Annotated in this window: 16 protein-coding genes; 14 read left to right on the forward strand and 2 right to left on the reverse strand. The window is 38.7% G+C overall.

Annotation, left to right across the window (positions count from 1 at the left end):
- The first annotated feature begins 143 nt into the window (after positions 1–143).
- The 3 genes from HRJ06_RS23455 to HRJ06_RS08815 all read left to right on the forward strand — a co-directional run bounded on the left by HRJ06_RS23455 (position 144) and on the right by HRJ06_RS08815 (position 2,539).
- The gene (locus HRJ06_RS23455; RefSeq protein ID WP_277874664.1) at positions 144–272 is read left to right on the forward strand and encodes a hypothetical protein; all 129 of its coding nucleotides are present in this window, start codon (positions 144–146) and stop codon (positions 270–272) included.
- A gap of 151 nt (positions 273–423) precedes the next feature.
- A complete protein-coding gene (locus tag HRJ06_RS08810; RefSeq protein WP_174732109.1) occupies positions 424–1,584 on the forward strand; it encodes an oxidoreductase in 1,161 nt (386 codons plus the stop codon).
- A 16-nt stretch (positions 1,585–1,600) separates the two neighbouring features.
- Entirely contained in the window at positions 1,601–2,539 is a 939-nt protein-coding gene (locus tag HRJ06_RS08815; protein ID WP_174732112.1) for an NADP-dependent oxidoreductase, read from the forward strand.
- Positions 2,540–2,865: 326 nt separating this feature from the next.
- Here HRJ06_RS08815 and HRJ06_RS08820 read toward each other — a convergent pair whose 3' ends face one another.
- Positions 2,866–3,603 (reverse strand): cell wall hydrolase, encoded by a 738-nt coding sequence (locus HRJ06_RS08820; protein WP_174732115.1) that lies wholly within the window; start codon positions 3,601–3,603, stop codon positions 2,866–2,868.
- Between the two features lie 385 nt (positions 3,604–3,988).
- Between HRJ06_RS08820 and HRJ06_RS08825 the strand changes: the two genes are divergently transcribed.
- From HRJ06_RS08825 to HRJ06_RS08845, 5 genes are all read left to right on the forward strand, one after another.
- The gene (locus HRJ06_RS08825; protein WP_174732118.1) at positions 3,989–4,975 is read left to right on the forward strand and encodes a cation diffusion facilitator family transporter; all 987 of its coding nucleotides are present in this window, start codon (positions 3,989–3,991) and stop codon (positions 4,973–4,975) included.
- Between the two features lie 244 nt (positions 4,976–5,219).
- Positions 5,220–6,164: an aldo/keto reductase gene (locus HRJ06_RS08830; RefSeq protein WP_174732121.1), complete on the forward strand. Its 945-nt coding sequence runs from the start codon at positions 5,220–5,222 to the stop codon at positions 6,162–6,164.
- Between the two features lie 410 nt (positions 6,165–6,574).
- Positions 6,575–6,802 carry a hypothetical protein gene (locus HRJ06_RS08835; protein WP_174732124.1) on the forward strand — a complete coding sequence of 76 codons (228 nt, stop codon included), beginning with the start codon at positions 6,575–6,577 and terminating at the stop codon, positions 6,800–6,802.
- A gap of 150 nt (positions 6,803–6,952) precedes the next feature.
- Positions 6,953–7,594 (forward strand): alpha/beta hydrolase, encoded by a 642-nt coding sequence (locus tag HRJ06_RS08840; protein ID WP_174732127.1) that lies wholly within the window; start codon positions 6,953–6,955, stop codon positions 7,592–7,594.
- Positions 7,595–7,644: 50 nt separating this feature from the next.
- On the forward strand, positions 7,645–8,175 hold the full coding sequence (locus HRJ06_RS08845; protein ID WP_174732130.1) for a GrpB family protein: 531 nt from the start codon (positions 7,645–7,647) through the stop codon (positions 8,173–8,175).
- A 764-nt stretch (positions 8,176–8,939) separates the two neighbouring features.
- On the opposite strand, the gene HRJ06_RS08850 is transcribed toward HRJ06_RS08845, so the two are convergent.
- A complete protein-coding gene (locus tag HRJ06_RS08850; protein WP_242035175.1) occupies positions 8,940–10,490 on the reverse strand; it encodes a 2-isopropylmalate synthase in 1,551 nt (516 codons plus the stop codon).
- A 283-nt stretch (positions 10,491–10,773) separates the two neighbouring features.
- Between HRJ06_RS08850 and HRJ06_RS08855 the strand changes: the two genes are divergently transcribed.
- The 6 genes from HRJ06_RS08855 to HRJ06_RS08880 all read left to right on the forward strand — a co-directional run bounded on the left by HRJ06_RS08855 (position 10,774) and on the right by HRJ06_RS08880 (position 16,886).
- Positions 10,774–11,754: an aldo/keto reductase gene (locus tag HRJ06_RS08855; RefSeq protein ID WP_174732134.1), complete on the forward strand. Its 981-nt coding sequence runs from the start codon at positions 10,774–10,776 to the stop codon at positions 11,752–11,754.
- Positions 11,755–11,899: 145 nt separating this feature from the next.
- A complete protein-coding gene (locus tag HRJ06_RS08860; RefSeq protein ID WP_174732138.1) occupies positions 11,900–12,619 on the forward strand; it encodes a DUF2161 family putative PD-(D/E)XK-type phosphodiesterase in 720 nt (239 codons plus the stop codon).
- 413 nt (positions 12,620–13,032) lie between these two features.
- Positions 13,033–13,479, forward strand: a complete 447-nt coding sequence (locus HRJ06_RS08865; RefSeq protein ID WP_174732141.1) for a hypothetical protein — start codon at positions 13,033–13,035, stop codon at positions 13,477–13,479.
- 30 nt (positions 13,480–13,509) lie between these two features.
- Positions 13,510–13,737: a hypothetical protein gene (locus tag HRJ06_RS08870; protein WP_174732144.1), complete on the forward strand. Its 228-nt coding sequence runs from the start codon at positions 13,510–13,512 to the stop codon at positions 13,735–13,737.
- Positions 13,734–15,194: a sodium:solute symporter family protein gene (locus tag HRJ06_RS08875; protein WP_174732147.1), complete on the forward strand. Its 1,461-nt coding sequence runs from the start codon at positions 13,734–13,736 to the stop codon at positions 15,192–15,194. The genes HRJ06_RS08870 and HRJ06_RS08875 overlap by 4 nt, the downstream gene beginning before the upstream one ends.
- Positions 15,195–15,215: 21 nt before the next feature.
- Entirely contained in the window at positions 15,216–16,886 is a 1,671-nt protein-coding gene (locus HRJ06_RS08880; protein ID WP_174732487.1) for an AMP-binding protein, read from the forward strand.
- Positions 16,887–16,888: the final 2 nt, after the last annotated feature.

The following is a 16,888-nucleotide window of genomic DNA, read 5'->3' on the forward strand; positions in this document are numbered from 1 at the left end:
AAGTAGGAACATTTTTTGGAACAGTGGGTGGAAAAAGTTCAACAGTTTCTTGATACGATAAAGCAAAATGGCGAGATCACCTCTAAACTAAATACGTTGAAAAAAGCCCGTGCATGATTGCCACAATTGTGGGGTTTTCAATAATGAAAAGTGAACAAGACGTAGAAGTGTTTCGGGATATTATCGAACTGATTCAAATTGAATATCGAACATTAGCCGATCCTGAACATTGTGTAATCTATTATAAAAGGCAAAAAAGAAAAAATGGATGACAACCAAGCGTTTACGTTGACTCCGTTCTTCTTTTTTATTAAACTTTGCTGTACCTTTCTGTTGGTACTGATTTATTTAAAAAGTAAAGAATAACTTTAAGTATAGAAATACATCCTACAGAAGACAAATATATGGAGGTAATCAAAAGTCATGACTCTAGAAAGTTTTTCAACTTTATTTTCATCAACGAATATAAAAGATATTCAATTAGCAAATCGTATCGGTTTAGCTCCAATGACACGTACAAGTGCGACACCGGAAGGATTAGCAACGGAAGAAATGGCTCAATATTATACAAATTTTGCAAATGGCGGTTTTAGTCTCATCCTAACTGAGGGTACTTATACAGATAATCAATATAGCCAAGGCTATTTCAATCAACCAGGAATTATCAATGAAGAACAAATTAATGCATGGAAAAAAGTAACGGAGTCTGTAAAACAGCAAGGTGCTAAAATCTTCGTACAACTTATGCATGCAGGTGCATTGTCACAAGGAAATCGCTTCACTTCTGAAACAGCTGGACCCTCTGCTGTTAAACCACATGGTGAACAACTTGGTTTCTATGGTGGGAGTGGAGAGTTTGCTCTCCCGAAAGAAATGACGGAAGCTGACATTGCAGATGTCACAAAAGGATTTGTAGTTGCTGCTAAAAATGCAAAGGAAGCAGGCTTTGATGGCATCGAAGTACACGGAGCAAATGGATATGTTCTTGATCAATTTTTAACAGACTATACAAATCAACGTCAGGACCAATATGGTGGCTCTCTTGAAAATCGTCTTCGCCTAACAATCGAGGTAGTGAAAGCTGTTCGTGAAGCTGTAGGTGCCGATTACCCAGTAGGAATTCGTCTTTCCCAGGCAAAGGTAAACGATTCTGATCATAAATGGAAGGGTGGCACGTCTGACGCTGAAGTCATTTTCACCAAACTAGTAGATGCAGGCGTTGACTATATCCATATTGCTGAGCCTAATGCGGCTGCACCTGCGTTTGGAGAGACTGGTCCATCTCTTACAGAACTTGTGAAAAAATACACGAATACAGTTGCCATTGCAAATGGTGCTTTAGGTGTTCCAAATGCAGCTGAAGTACTTCTTAATGAAGGGAAAGCTGATATCGTAACAGTAGGAAAAGCTGCACTTGCAAATCAGGACTGGGCTAACAAAGTGAAGAATGGCAGGGAGTTAGAGGAATTTGACTTCCAAAAAATCCTATTACCACAAGCATCTTTAAAAGAATTTGAAATAAAGCCGCAAATTGAGTTTTTGGGTGAAGGCATGGCGTGCGGCCCAGACGGTATTTGTGAATAAGAGGGGGAATCCACAGATGAAAGCAATTGTTATTGAAGAATATGGAGATAGAAACGTTTTAGTAGAGAAAAATATCGAAAGACCAAGCATCGCGGAGAATCAAGTTTTAGTAGAAGTGCATGCAACCTCTATTAACCCAATTGACTGGAAGGTAAGAGCTGGTCATTTAAAAGAAATGCTTCCTTTTGAATTCCCAATCATATTAGGATGGGATGCAGCAGGTGTCGTTGTGAAAGTAGGAAGCAATGTAACAGATTTCAAGGTAGGTGACAGTGTATTTACTCGTCCAGCAACTACAAATCGAGGAACGTATGCAGAATACCTTTCTGTAGATACTAATTTACTTGCAAAAATGCCAGAAGAAATGAGCTTTGAAGAAGCGGCATCTATTCCTCTAGCTGGGTTAACCGCATGGCAATGTCTTGTTGATTTTGGAAATATTCAAAAAGGGGCAAAGGTGTTAGTTCATGCTGGTGCAGGCGGGGTAGGAATATTTGCCATCCAAATCGCAAAAAGCTTTGGTGCATATGTCGCGACAACCGCTAGTGAGAATAATATTGAATTCTTAACATCGCTTGGTGCAGATGAAGTCATTAATTATAAAGAAAATGATTTCAGCGAGGTGTTGAATGGATTCGATCTTGTGTTAGATTCTATGGGTGGAGACATTCAGTCAAAAAGCTATAAAGTTCTTAAAGAGAATGGAAAGCTTGTTTCTATCGTCCAACCACCTTCTGAAGAAGAGGCAGCAAGTTTTAACGCTGAAGCTGGATTCGTTTGGTTAGAGCCGAATGGCGAACAGCTACAGAAATTAGCTGACCTTTATGTAGAGGGTAAAGTGAAGCCTGCTATCAGTAAAATATTTGACTTTAGTGAACAATCTCTAAAAGAAGCACATGACCTTAGTGAATCACATCACGCACGCGGGAAAATTGTCATTCGCGTAAAGAAATAAGAACTTGGAGATCAAATCACAATAGTGGTTTGGTCTTTTAGGTTTAACTAGACAGCGTAACCCCCACCTGAAAAAGAGTTTGAAGAAGAATTATATTAATACATTTTGACTACCAATCTCTTCTAAAGGCCACAAAAAGATTTACCTTCAAAAATATTCCTCAATTACTCATGTATGTTAAGTCACAGGGCTTGGCAGCACCAATTCAAGGTTTAGAATCCTTATGTTTTTCTACTAGAAACCCGTTGACAGTAAGTGGTAAATTTCGTTGCAACTGCTGGTAAAAAACATGGCAGAGATGGTACATTCCTGTGGCTATTATCAGATTACCTTTTAAATACATGTCGATCAATTACTACGGTTGTTTCTCTAGAATCTAACCAACGGCTAGTAGCGATAGTGGGATTATAGAAGAATAAGGAATCACCGGCAATATGGCGCTGGTCAGATAAGGCAGCATAAACAGCTTTGATCGACTCTTCATCTGCTTTTTTATTAATTTCACCATTAGAAACAGGCTGGAATTGGCGCGGGGCATAGATAACATCTTTAATATTATTTGGGAATTGGGAGCTTTCTACTCGGTTAAGGACGACACATGCGACAGCAACCTTTCCTTTGAAGGACTCAGTTTGTGCTTCGGCACGCACAATTCTCGCCAGTAAATCGATTTCTGCATCAGAATAATTTACTTTTACAGAGGCGGTTTTTTCTGGTTCAACTATAGGCTCAGTTTCAACAGTGGTTTTAAGAGTTTTTAAAAGATCACGGTCCCTAGGGGTTTTAGGCTTTTCTGAGAGTTCTTGTTTCACAGAGGCAGTTGCTTCAGGGATATTGGAATCTAAAATAGAGTTATCTGGATTTGTAATAGTAAGTGTTTCACCAATTTGAATCATATCAAGGTTTGCAATTTGCGGATTAGCCTCTGCAAGCTCTTGTAAGGTTGTCCCATTTTCACGTGCGATTTTACTCATAGTGTCGCCCTTTTTTACGGTATAGGCAAGAGTCGGTGAAGCAAATAAAAATGATGCTAGCAATATTAGTAACACAATTAGTTTTTTCATATTCTAGTCCTCCTGGTTGGTATAATTGGCTTGTCTCTCTATCTATTTCTATGAACAAACCAGGATAGATAGTATTACAGTTTGGTTACATAGTGATGTCAGTTTGTATCGAAATTAGCTTTTACTTGGAGTCTGTCAATCAATCTAATTAACTTTTAGCACACAAAAAACAAGAAAGGACTAGTAATTCGGACAAGTAAAAAGAAGTTTGCCTAATTAATAAAAGAGGTAAGAAAAGAGAAGCAGCAAATCTACAAGGGGAAATTCATCTGACACCCAGACATTGATGGCAACACCGAATTTACATAAACCATCATAAGGACAGCTCCTCCTAAAACTGACCATCCTATTTATTTCTCCCAAAAAGGATAGAAGGGATGATAAAATGAAAAAATTATTTCTACTGCTAAAACAAGGAAACATATCTGCTCTTATAGCTTCTACAGTTAACGCAGCAATCGCAATACTAAAAGGAATTGCATACGTATTGACTGGAAATGTAGCAATGTTTGCCGAAACAATGCATAGCATAGGGGATTCAGCTAACCAATTTTTCGTCTTTATTGGTTCTGCACTTAGTAAAAAATCACCAACAAAACGCTTCCCAAATGGGTTTGGAAGGTTAGTAAATTTAGTGTTATTAGGTGCTGTATTAGTTGTTGGAATTATGGCATATGAAACCATTCTTGAGGGGTATCATCATATCTTACATCCTGTAGAATCTACTGGGTTTCTCATCATTGTAAGTGTGTTAGTAATTTCTATAATCTTGGAAGCCTTGGTTCTATTTAAAGCCATGAAAGAAACATTACATGAAGTAGGGGTAGAAGCTAAGGGCTTTGAAATTATTCCAAAAAGTTTTGTTAATGTTAATAAAGCAAAAGCGGCCACTAGGCTTGTATTTCTTGAAGATATTGTCGCAACCGGCGGTGGTTTGTTAGCTTTAATTGCCGTAGTTATCTCGCAATACACTTCTTTTCACCACGCAGAGGGAATCGCTTCTATCATTATTGGATTGCTAATGTTCTACGTTGTCGGGAAAACATTCCTTGATAATGCTGCAGGAGTGTTAGGTGAAGCTGATGAAAATATGCAAAATAAAATTGGAACTGTTGTTCTCGAAGATCCAGATGTTATAGATGTACCTGACATTACTGTTCTGAAAGAGGGAGACGAATTTCACGTTGAACTAACGGTAGAAGTCGACCCTACAATATCTATTGCAGCTGCTGACGATATTAAGGATCGGCTAGTGAAAAAAATAATGAAAGAAAACGGAGTTGGAGATGTCGTTGTTGAGTTTGATGAAAATGACAATATCAGCTCCTGGGATAAAAGAGGGATAGGTAAAGACAAATTAAAGAAAAAATAAAGTTTTAGTGTGTTAAATTCCGGGGTAGGAAAGAATTACCCTGGATTTTTTGTGTGCAAAGAAGAGCCTGGTTGATTTTAATAGATAAACAGGATTTTAAAAGGAAGCTGAATATTGGCGAGTTTATAGAAGGTCCGTTAGTAAGCGATCTTTTAACATTAAATTTTTAACAGAGCTAAATTTACCATTTATAACCTATAATTTGCTATGATCAAACTAATTAGTTAAAGGAGATGATGGGGAAGTGGAAAAGAACACTCGTATTGGGAAGACAGCTCTTTATGTAAATCCGATTGGTCTTGGAACAAATGCGGTAGGCGGCCATAATTTATTTCCAAACCTTGATGATGAAGCCGGCAGAGAATTAGTTCGGACAGGGTTGGCTAACGGAATTAATTTTTTAGATACAGCTTTTATTTATGGGCCAAAACGCTCTGAAGAAATCATCGGGGAAGTTGTTAAGGAGAATGGAAACCGTTCTGAAATTGTAATCGCTTCAAAGGCCTCTTATAAAAAAGTTGGGGAAGATGCCAGGAAAGATGTTGTCCATGATAATTCACCTGCATTTTTAAAGCAATCCGTAGAGGAGAGCTTAAAAAGGCTGCAGACCGATTACATAGATTTATTTTATATTCATTTTCCAGACAAGGACACGCCAAAGGATGAAGCAGTCGGCGCGTTGAAAGAGCTGAAGGATGAAGGGAAGATTCGAGCGATTGGTGTTTCTAATTTTTCAATTGAACAGCTAAAAGAAGCGAATAAGGATGGATATGTTGACGTCTATCAAGGGGAATATAATTTGTTAAGACGCGGGGCGGAAAAAGAGTTATTTCCTTATGCGAAAAACAACGATATCTCTTTTATTCCTTATTTCCCATTAGCTTCCGGATTATTGACAGGAAAATATACTAATTTCTCTCAAGTAAGTGAAAAGAATCAAAACCGGCCACAATTCCAGCAAGAGACGTTTGAAGAAACTTTGAAAAAGCTTGAACATATCCGTAGAATTGCCGATTCAAAAGGGGCAGAGGTGGGACATGTTGTGCTCGCCTGGTACTTAACTCGTGAGGCAATTGACGTCATTATTCCAGGGGCAAAGCAAGCAGACCAGGTATTGAATAATCTTAAAACCTTAGATATTCAGTTAACCGATCAGGAAATCAAGGAGATCGATCAGGCCTTTCAATAAGAGAATTTTTTCATTAAATAACCCACTTCATTAAATTGAAGTGGGTTTATTTCAGATGTAAACAAGACAATATCAAAGTAAATCGCACGGGTTTTCACATTGAAAATCACCTTCAGATATTTATTGTTATATCAATGATTATTGAGCCCTTTTTAAAAAATCACATATCAAATCGCAGGATAATTCACAGACTGAGAATAATTATTGGAGGGTTTGTGAATTTGGTGTGATTTAGCGAGTGAAATATGCTGTGGTTACAAAGGTATTTGGATATTTTTTTAAAAAATAACATAAGGAGTATCGGAATTTGTTGAAAGAGTGTACTTAAGTAACGGGCAGGATAGTTTAAGAAGGAATAACGTTTAAATTGCAGAATTTATATATCAAAGAGAAAAGAAATGGGGTAAGTTATGAGAGATTTATTAGGATATTTTCTTATTGCACAAGCGATTATTACCGGTGTTATTGTTTACTCCATTCAACAACTATCAGATTCAATTAAAGAATCAGCTGCATGGATTGCGAATCCAGAAGGATCCCTGGCATGGGGTTCGGATTTGCCTGCATTTGTTTTGTGGTCACTAATGGTTGTTGTTGGATTAGGAATATTCTTAGTAGTAAAGAAGAAGAGTAATTGATAAGCCCTCAGAAGTAAGTGCATTGATCCAGTAAGGATTAATGCTTTTATTATAGAGTTCCTGTTAAACAAACGGAGCAGTTTAGCTGAACAAGACTTTCCTCTAACTCAACAAATTTAAAATAAAGGGTTAGTAAACAAGGAGCGTATTATGAAGGTAAATCAAAGAAGAGCAGTTATTAATGGAAAAGAGGTTCCATACACATATATCGAAAACGGAAGCCAGAGTGTGTGCTTTATGTTTTCTGGAATGGGTTACACATATGAGAAACCCATACTTTATTATTCAACAATGACTATGCTTCAAAATAAGTATGATGTTATTCACATTCATTATTCCTACGGACAGAATATCTTAAAGCTGCCCATTAAAGACATTACTTCGATAATGTCTACTGAGATAAATCCGATCATTTCCAATGTACTTGAGAATAAGCAGTATGAAGACAAGGTTTTTTTGGGTAAATCACTTGGTACAATTCCTCTTATCAATGGTTTTATGAAAAATCGGTTGTTTTTGGATTCCAAAATTATTCTACTTACACCTTTACTGAAATTTGATTCAATTTTTGAGACGTTACTAGGCAGCAATCACTCAGCATTTATTGCTATTGGAGAAAATGACCCTAACTACATACTTGATAGAATACAGGCAATTGAAGATAAAACTAATATAATAATCCAAAACGTTCCTAATGCTAATCATTCTTTAGATATGGAACCTTTTGATACAATAAAGTCCATTACAGGGTTAGGAGAGGTAATGAGTAGATTAGAAGAATTCTTAAAGTAAGCTCTTTTAGAACTAAAGGGATGGTTTAGTGAAAGATTGGGGGAGGAATTTTGAGGGGAATCGAAGTATATCCATACAATGCCGACTGGTTTTCTATGTTCATTGAGGAATCCCAAAAACTGAATGATATTTTCAATAATGAAATTGTAGAAATTCACCATATTGGTAGCACATCTGTTCAAGGGCTTAAAGCCAAACCCATTATAGATATTATGCCTGTTGTAAAAGACATCAGCGTGGTTGATAAATTCTCTAATAAGATGAAGGACATTGGTTATGAACCTAAAGGTGAAAATGGAATACCTGAACGAAGATACTTCCAAAAAGGCGGAGACAATCGAACTCATCACGTACATATTTATGTGGTTGGGAGCTATGAAATAGATAGACATTTAGCTTTTAGGGATTATCTGAGAATACATCCAGATTTGAGTAAGAGCTACGGTGACTTGAAAGAGAAATTAGCTCTGCAATTTCCGTATGATATTGAATCTTACATTAAAGGAAAGGAGCAACTTGTTAGGGAAATAGAAAGTAAAGCACTCGAATGGTATAAAGGTAATCAAAACCGTAATTATTAGAACTAAACTGGCAAGAATTGAAACGGGATTATAAGTTTTAACTGGGAGGGCTTAAATTGGGTTGGTTATTCATTGTTATAATTGCATATTTGCCAATATTTTATAGGATTCATAGAAGATTAGACTACTTGGAAAAAGAAATGCGACGATTAAAGGGTGAACAATAGGTAATTAATTTTATTAAGCAAACGGGTGCGAATATTCCATAAGGAGTTGTCGATACGGCAGCTCCTATTGTATTTACTGCCTTTTAGTAAAAAACAATACCTTATTGAATTAACTGGGGCGATGCTTCAATTCAAGTATCAGGCAGGTTAGCTTAATAAATGATTGTTAAGAGCCAAAGTAATATTTTGTTAAAATAGTCTAAAGGAGACCTTCGCTAACTTTAAAAATATAAAGTGAATATAGTGTCAGTCTTTATTCAATATAGTCATATAAGCATAATTAACTTAATTAATTTTAAACGAAAGATTTTTAACTCTTAGGTATTGGAGTTCTGTTAAGAGATTTTGAAGGATTTACATATAATTTTATAAAAGACACTTTTGTGTTTCCTGGTTCTTCAAGTAGCGGATGGGTTGGTTTGAGATGACATTTTACGGAAAATAAAAAGACCAAATCTTATTCGATTTGGTCTTTTTGATGTTTACTATTGTGATCCTATCTGTAATTTATCCTGTGATTTGAGGTGATAATTACAGTTTTCCATCTTACAAGAAAACCCACTTCATTAAATTGAAGTAGGTTTATTATAATGTAAGTTATTTTTGGACAGGTATGCTGTTGGTTTGATACAGTTTTTCATTTAGTCCAGTTAATCTGTTAATTGCATCAATATATGCATTGGCGCTCGCGACAATAATATCAACATCGATTCCTCTGCCTTTAACTGGTGAGTCGTTGTTTTTAATTCGAACAAAAACTTCTCCCAAGGAATCCTTCCCTTTAGAAACAGAATTAATTTTGTAATCGATTAGTTCTACCTCGATCTTCAGGGCATCATCGATCCCTTTATAAATTGCATCAATCGGCCCGTTTCCTTCGCCGATCCCTTCAATTATCGTGTTATTTTCTCCAGTAATGTTCACGAAGGCACGATATTGATTGCTGCTAAGGATTTGCAAGCTCATATCTTTAAACTGAAATTGTGACTCATTTCTGGCTGGCTGCGTTTCAAGGAGGGCAATCAGGTCCTCATCAAATATTTCCTTCTTCCGGTCAGCAAGTACCTTATAACTTTTAAAAATTTCTTTAAGCTGATCCTCATTAACTGTATAGCCAAGTTCCTCAAACCGCTTTTTCAATGCGTTCCTGCCAGACAGTTTGCCTAGAACAAGCTTTGTTTCCGTAAAACCGATGTTTTCAGGTTTCATAATTTCATAGGTGGATTTGTCTTTAATCACACCGTCCTGGTGAATACCAGAACTATGGGAATAAGCGTTGCCACCAACAACCGCTTTATTAGGAGGAATCGCAATCCCTGTCAGCCTGCTGATCAGCTTGCTTGTTTTCGCAATTTCCTTCAGGTTAATTCCGGTTTCAGTCTGGTAATTGTCTTTTCGAGTTTCCAAAAGGGCGGCCACTTCCTCAAGCGCCACATTTCCTGCCCTTTCACCGATTCCGTTAATGCAGCCTTCAACCTGCAGGGCACCAGCTTTAACAGCGGCAATGCTATTGCTTAAGGCTAAGCCAAGATCATCATGGCAATGACAGCTTAATCGAACCGATTCGATTCCTTTTGTATGTTCGGTCACGTATTGAAAGAGATGGGTATACTCTTCAGGTGTTGTGTACCCAACCGTGTCAGGGAAGTTTAAGACCGTCGCGCCAGCCTCAATGACTTTTTCCGATATTTCACAAAGATATTCCAGCTCCGTACGAGTGGCATCTTCACATGAAAATTCAATATGTTTAAAGAACTTTGCAGCATAGGAGACACTTTCAACCGCTTTATCCATGACCTGTTCTTTTGTCATGCCCAATTTTCGCTCCCGGTGGATAGGAGAAGTTGCGATAAAGATATGAATGCCTGTGTTTTCAATATCGCCGATTGCTTCAATCACAGCATCAATATCTTGTTTATTCGTACGCGCAAGGCTCACAACCATCGGTTTGCTAACCGCTTTGGCGACCGCTCTTACTGCTCTGGCATCACCAGGGGAGGCGGCTGCAAATCCAGCTTCGATCACATCGATCCCCAAGCTTTCCAAGCGCAAGGCAATTTCTACCTTCTCATCCTGATTCAGGTTTACACCAGGTGTTTGCTCACCATCTCTTAACGTTGTATCAAAAAAATATATCCTTTTTCCCAATCTAAATAACCTCCTTTTTATAGAAAAAAACCGTACTTCACTATAATTCCTTGGAATAGGAAAGCAAACATTCGCTTGATCAACATTCTGAATTTTCTTAAAATAATACAACATAAGTGTTAATAATTCAACCAGTTAATGGTTATTTATAAAAATAAAACAGAAATTATCATGACAGGGAAAAATTAGTGACGGTCTATGGAGGGGAAAGTGAATTTAACTCGAATGTATTAAAGGAAGGCATCACACTAACTATATTTATAGAAGAAAGAGGTGCAAAAGAGTGGAGTATGTAAAACTGGGCAATACCGGAATGGATGTTTCACGTTTATGCCTTGGATGTATGAGCTTTGGTGTTCCAGAGCGGGGGACTCATTCTTGGGTATTAAATGAAGAAGAGAGTCGCCCTATGATTAAAAGGGCTCTAGATTCAGGGATTAACTTTTTTGATACAGCCAATGTTTATTCAGATGGAACAAGTGAAGAAATTGTCGGCATGGCTTTAAAGGATTATGCCCATAGAGATGAAATTGTCCTCGCTACAAAGGTTCATGGCAGAATGCACAAAGGTCCTAACGGTTCTGGCTTGTCACGTAAGGCAATTATGAGTGAGATTGATAACAGCCTTAAAAGACTTGGAACCGACTATGTTGATCTCTACCAGATTCACAGATGGGATTATCATACACCTATCGAAGAAACAATGGAGGCTTTGCATGATGTAGTTAAGGCTGGAAAAGCAAGATACATAGGTGCTTCTTCGATGTATTCATGGCAGTTCCTAAAGGCTCTCCATATTGCGGACAAAAACGGCTGGACTCGTTTTGTCTCCATGCAGAATCATTTAAATCTTTTATACCGTGAAGAAGAACGGGAGATGCTGCCGCTATGCAAAGAGGAGAAGATCGGCATCATTCCTTGGAGTCCACTGGCTAGAGGACGGCTGACAAGGGAATGGGATGAAAGTACAGCCCGTTCTGAAACGGATGAATTCGGAAAGTACCTTTATGCTCAAACAGCTGAATCTGATCGAATTGTTGTTGAACGGGTCGCTGAGCTAGCCGAAACACGCGGTGTTTCTCGGGCGCAAATCGGCCTTGCATGGGTACTCCAAAAAGATCCTGTAACAGCACCAATCATAGGAGCAACAAAAATGACTCATTTAGAGGATGCCATAACTGCCCTGGAAGTTAAGTTGTCTACAGATGAAGTTGCTTTCCTGGAAGAACCATATGTACCGCATCCTGTTATGGGATTTAAATAAATTGTTCACTGGCAAACTGTTTAGTTTCGCCAGTTTTTTTATTGATGAAAATTTATTTTTGCTAGAAGAGAAGTATATGGTTTGGTAAGCTAGAACATGAATTAATACGAATTTTAACTTGGTTTGATTTGGATGGTGATTACAAATGACAGAATTGAAAAAACTCCTAGAAAAGGATTTATATAAGCCCATTCAAACGAATTTTGTTCGGGAAGGTTATGAGGTTTATGGTGAAGTTAAGGATTGTGATATTGTTGCGGTAAAAGGTGAAGAGTTAATAGTTATCGAATTGAAGCTGCTCTTGAGTGTGGATTTACTTATTCAGGCTGCGAAACGGCTCCGCCTAACAGATCAAGTATATATTGCAATTCCAAAACCAAAACATCGTTTAAACTCAAAGGCGTGGAGAGATAAATGCCATTTAATTCGGAGGCTGGAGCTGGGGCTTATTCTTGTTTCATTCTCCGGAAGGGGTACCAAAGCAGAAATCCTGTTTCACCCGTCTCCATTTACCCAACGGGAGAGTACTAGGCAAAGCAAGGTAAAGAGACACTCTTTAATGAAAGAAATTAATGGCAGAAGTGCAGATTTTAATATTGGAGGAAGCAACCGGACTAAAATCATGACAGCTTATAAAGAAAACTGCATTCACATAGCCTGTTGCCTGGAAAAACTAGGCCCGTTATCCCCAAAAGCCCTGACCCAGTTGGAAACAGGCGTTAAAACCTCATCGATTCTAACCAAAAACTACTACGGCTGGTTTGAAAGAATCAAGAGAGGAACGTATGTTTTAAGTGAGAAAGGAAGACAAGAAATCAGTGAGCATCCTGAGCTTGTGAAATATTACATGGAGAAATTGGGGTAGGCGGTAATCATCTGTTCCAACGTGATCGTAAGGTGAATTCCTCTCTGTCACTCCCTAATTTTTCGACTGAAAGACCCGACGTTAATTGAGAACAACTTAGGCTGAAAATAATAGGTTTGCCTGTGACATACATTTTTTATGGCTGAAACTTAAGAGTCGATATTCTATCGGCTCTTTTACTTTTTAAATGTAGTTTTATAGAGAAACATTTTATAGATCATGAAGTCCGACCTCGATAATAAGCCTCGCAATACGGCCTTTAAGCTAGTAGTTTGTAACTTTTAAATTTAGGGAAAATTAACTAAATTATATTAATTTTCAAATAAATTATTATAATATTCACTATGTTTATGTATAATAAGCATATGTCAACATACTAACCGTTCAGTTAGTGCGGCAAAGGAGGTGAGAAATTGTTACTATTCAACCGCAACAAACTTGAAGTTTATATAGGAAGTCCGCAAGAAGAGGTTGTTGAATCTTTTGCAAAAGCTTTTAAAACCATAGGAATAACCTTCGAGAAGTCACTTAAGCCGCCAAATGTTATGTATGATGCACGAAAAGAACAGGTTGAGTTTAGGTCAACTGGTATTTCATTCACATTCCTGCAAGTCACCTCTGATCCGATTCATCGTTTTTTCATGTCGCTTATAAGCCCAGGTTCATTACAAGCAAGCATTACGCTTCTATCCGTAAACTATACTCCAGAGACTAAAAGCAAAGTTAAAACCATTCTGCAAACATTTGACCAAAGTGCAGCCTATCATCCTTGGAAAATTAGAACTCATCCGAGATTTCAATATGCAATATTGCTAGAGCTATTAAACAAGCGAAAATGGAAGGCTTTTGCAGCAAAATGAATACGCTTACAAAAATAAGGGGGAATTTAAATGTCTTCAAATGATTGGTTTACTATGAAAAAGACGGATCTATACTTTTTACTCGGTATGTTTGGGATAGTAGTGCTATTGTTTTTGCCCTTTACGTACGAAATCATGATTTATAACATCTCCTTATTGGCTTGGGGAGCATATGCGTTACATATTCTAATCCCTGCTTTCGCAATTTGGCTAATAATGAGAGAACGTAAAGCCGAGCAAGGGGAGGATATTACATGAAAACACTCCAGTTATCTATCGTACTTATTTATTTAGTCTTTTGTGTGTTGCTAGGATTATGGACGCAAAGGAAAATAGCGAATTCTAAAGCGGGTATTGATGACTATTACGCTGCTGGAAGAAATATTGGAACTGGAATTAACTCTCTTGCCTTGCTGGCCGCTTTAGGCAGTGGAGGATCGTTTATGGCGGGGGCGGGTACCATTTGGAACTTGGGCTTTCCGTTTCTGGCCTGGATGACAGTTGGAGCGATTGCTGGTTTTAGTGTTGCAGCCATCCTTGTTGCTAAACCATTAAGAAACTCAAACACTCTGACAGTCTCTCAATTTCTGAATGAAAGGTATGGAGGAAATAAGTTTATTAAACTAGCGGTCCCGCTAGTCATCATATTTGGTTCTGGCATGTATTTGATGTCCCAGATGAAGGCCGGCGGTTTGATCACCTCCTATGTTACTGGTTTCTCCTATACATGGGGTCTAATAATTGTCACCATCATCTTTATTTTATATGTCTCGCTCGGCGGAATGCTGGCTGTCACGTGGACAAACGTTCTTCAGGGAGGTTTGATGATTCTTCTGATTTCAGCTATTGTCATTGCAGCCCTGATGAATTTGCCTACAGGACTCGGCAGTTTTCTCGTTCAGGCTACAGAGGCAAACCCGATACTTGGGGTCGCGGGTGGGACAGTTCCAATTGCTGGCTACATTGGGGCATTTGTAACATGGGCTGCAGCCGTCTGCGTTACACCGCATTTGGTTATGAGGATATTTACCTCTAAAGATGAAAAATCAGCCCGCCTTTCGCTTAATATCAGCATGCTGATCTATGGCATTTTAATGCTGGTTTCTGCTTTGATTATTGTTCCATTCATAGCCACACTCGGAGCAGACACATTGAAAAATAATGCCTCAGATATGTGGATGCTGCTTGTTGCAGAAAAATTCTTTGGCCCGTTAATGATGGGAATTATTGCGGCCGGAATCATGGCTGCAGTTATGTCGTCAACTGACGCTCTTTTGCTCGCTGTGAGCTCTGCCGTTGCTTATGATCTTTATAAAGGGGTTCTTAAACCGGAAGCGACTCAAAAGCAGGTGCTAAGGGTATCCTTTGTTGTTACATGGATTATTGGGATAGTCGTTATGTTATTTAGCATTAACCCGCCTCCGTTTTTAATTGTTTTGTACACTGCAGCTGTTGGCTTCATGGTTGCGTCCTTCTTTAATCCGCTTGTGCTTGGAATATGGTGGAAGAAAGCGAATGCAGCCGGTGCCGTTGCAGGTTTATCCGTTGGAGCTATCAGCTTTTTGATTGCCTTCTTCGCTTTTGAAATGCCCTATAATACTGAAATTCTAATTGCGCTGCCATTATCATTTATCTCGATGTTTACCGTTTCGTCTATAACTGCTTCGACATCAAAAATACAGGTTGAAAAAATGTCATCATACCATTCGAATTAGGAGGTGAAAGAACATATGAAGATGAAAGAAATTTTCGAAAAAAGTTGGCCGGCGGATGTTGCAAAAGAAATAAACTATCTTCAGGGAGAAAAGCCTTTGCATGAATATATCAGGGGTCATGCAGCACAAATTCCTGACAAGGTAGCCTATTCGTTTTACGGGAAAAAAATTACTTGGACAGATCTTCATGAAAACATTGGCAGATTTGCCCGTTATCTAAATGAAAAAGGCGTGAAAAAGGGAGATGCCATTGGCCTATATATGCAAAATTGTCCCCAATACATTATTGGCCATTATGCCATTCAGAGTTTAGGAGGTGTCGTGGTCCCGTTAAATCCGATGTATAAGGAAGCAGAGCTTGAATTTTTGTTAAATGAGGGGAACGTTAAAGGGATTGCTGCAGGTGCGGAACTTTATAATCGGCTTCATACCATAAGAAAAAACATTTCATCCGTCCAGTTTATCACAACCGCGAGTTATGCTGACTTTCTGCCAGAAACCCCAAGCTTGCCGCTGCCGGATGAATTAAAGGTTACGAAAGAGCTTCTTCCGGATACAGATGATTTTACCGAGGCGTTAAGAAATCATCAGCCATTAACACCAGAAGTCAAGATCGATTTATGGAATGATGTTGGCTTAATGGTATTTACATCAGGAACCACTGGACGGCCAAAGGCAGCCCTGCTCCCTTACGGAAGTGCCCTGTTTAAAACAGCGGCTACTGTTCAAGGGAATAAGGCAGAACCAGAGGACCGTACGCTTGCTATTGCTCCGCTCTGCCACATTGCCGGTATGGTGATGGGCGTCAATATACCAATATACACCGGCTGCGAATCTGTGCTGCTGACAAGGTTTGAACCCAATACAGTCATTGATGCGATTGAAAAATATAAAATTACCATGTGGTACAGTGTTGCACCTATGAACGTTGCAATTCTTCAAACACCTGGAGTTGAAAAAAGGGACTTATCTTCCTTAAGGAGGAACATGTCGACAAGCTTTGGGATTCCTGTAACCGAAGAACTTGCGGAGAAGTGGAAGCAACTTACAAAAGGGTGCCTTATGTATGAGGCAGCCTATGGATTGAGCGAAACCCATACATGCGACACGTTTATGCCCGCCGATAATATTAAGTGGGGCAGCTGTGGGATTCCTACATTTGAAACTGAAGTGAGGATCATCGGCTTGGATTCTGGGGAAGCTGTCGGTCCTGGCACAAAGGGTGAGATTGTTATCAAAAATCCGGGAGTTTTTAAAGGGTATTTAAACAGGCCTGATGCTACTGATGAAACTCTCCAGGATGGCTGGGTTTATACAGGTGACATTGGCAGCTTGGATGAAGATGGCTATTTATACTTCCATGGCCGGATTAAAGAAATGATAAAATGCTCCGGATATAGTGTATTTCCTGAGGACGTAGAGGCTCTGTTAAATGAGCACCCTGCCATCCTGCAAAGTGCGGCAATTGGTGTGCCGGATGAAATGAGAGGCGAAAGTGTCAAAGCTTTTATAGTATTGAAGCCTAACTTTGCCGGAAACTTAACAGAAACTGACATTATTCAGTGGGCAAAAGAAAAGATGGCCGCTTATAAGTATCCAAGGTATGTTGAATTCCTTGATCAGCTGCCTGCAACCAGCTCGGGGAAAGTACTTCGCCGTTTACTGAAGGAGCCCGAGAATAAAAACGTGTAAAC

The organism is Mesobacillus harenae (assembly GCF_013343715.1).
Taxonomy (GTDB): Bacteria; Bacillota; Bacilli; order Bacillales; family Cytobacillaceae; genus Mesobacillus_A; species Mesobacillus_A harenae.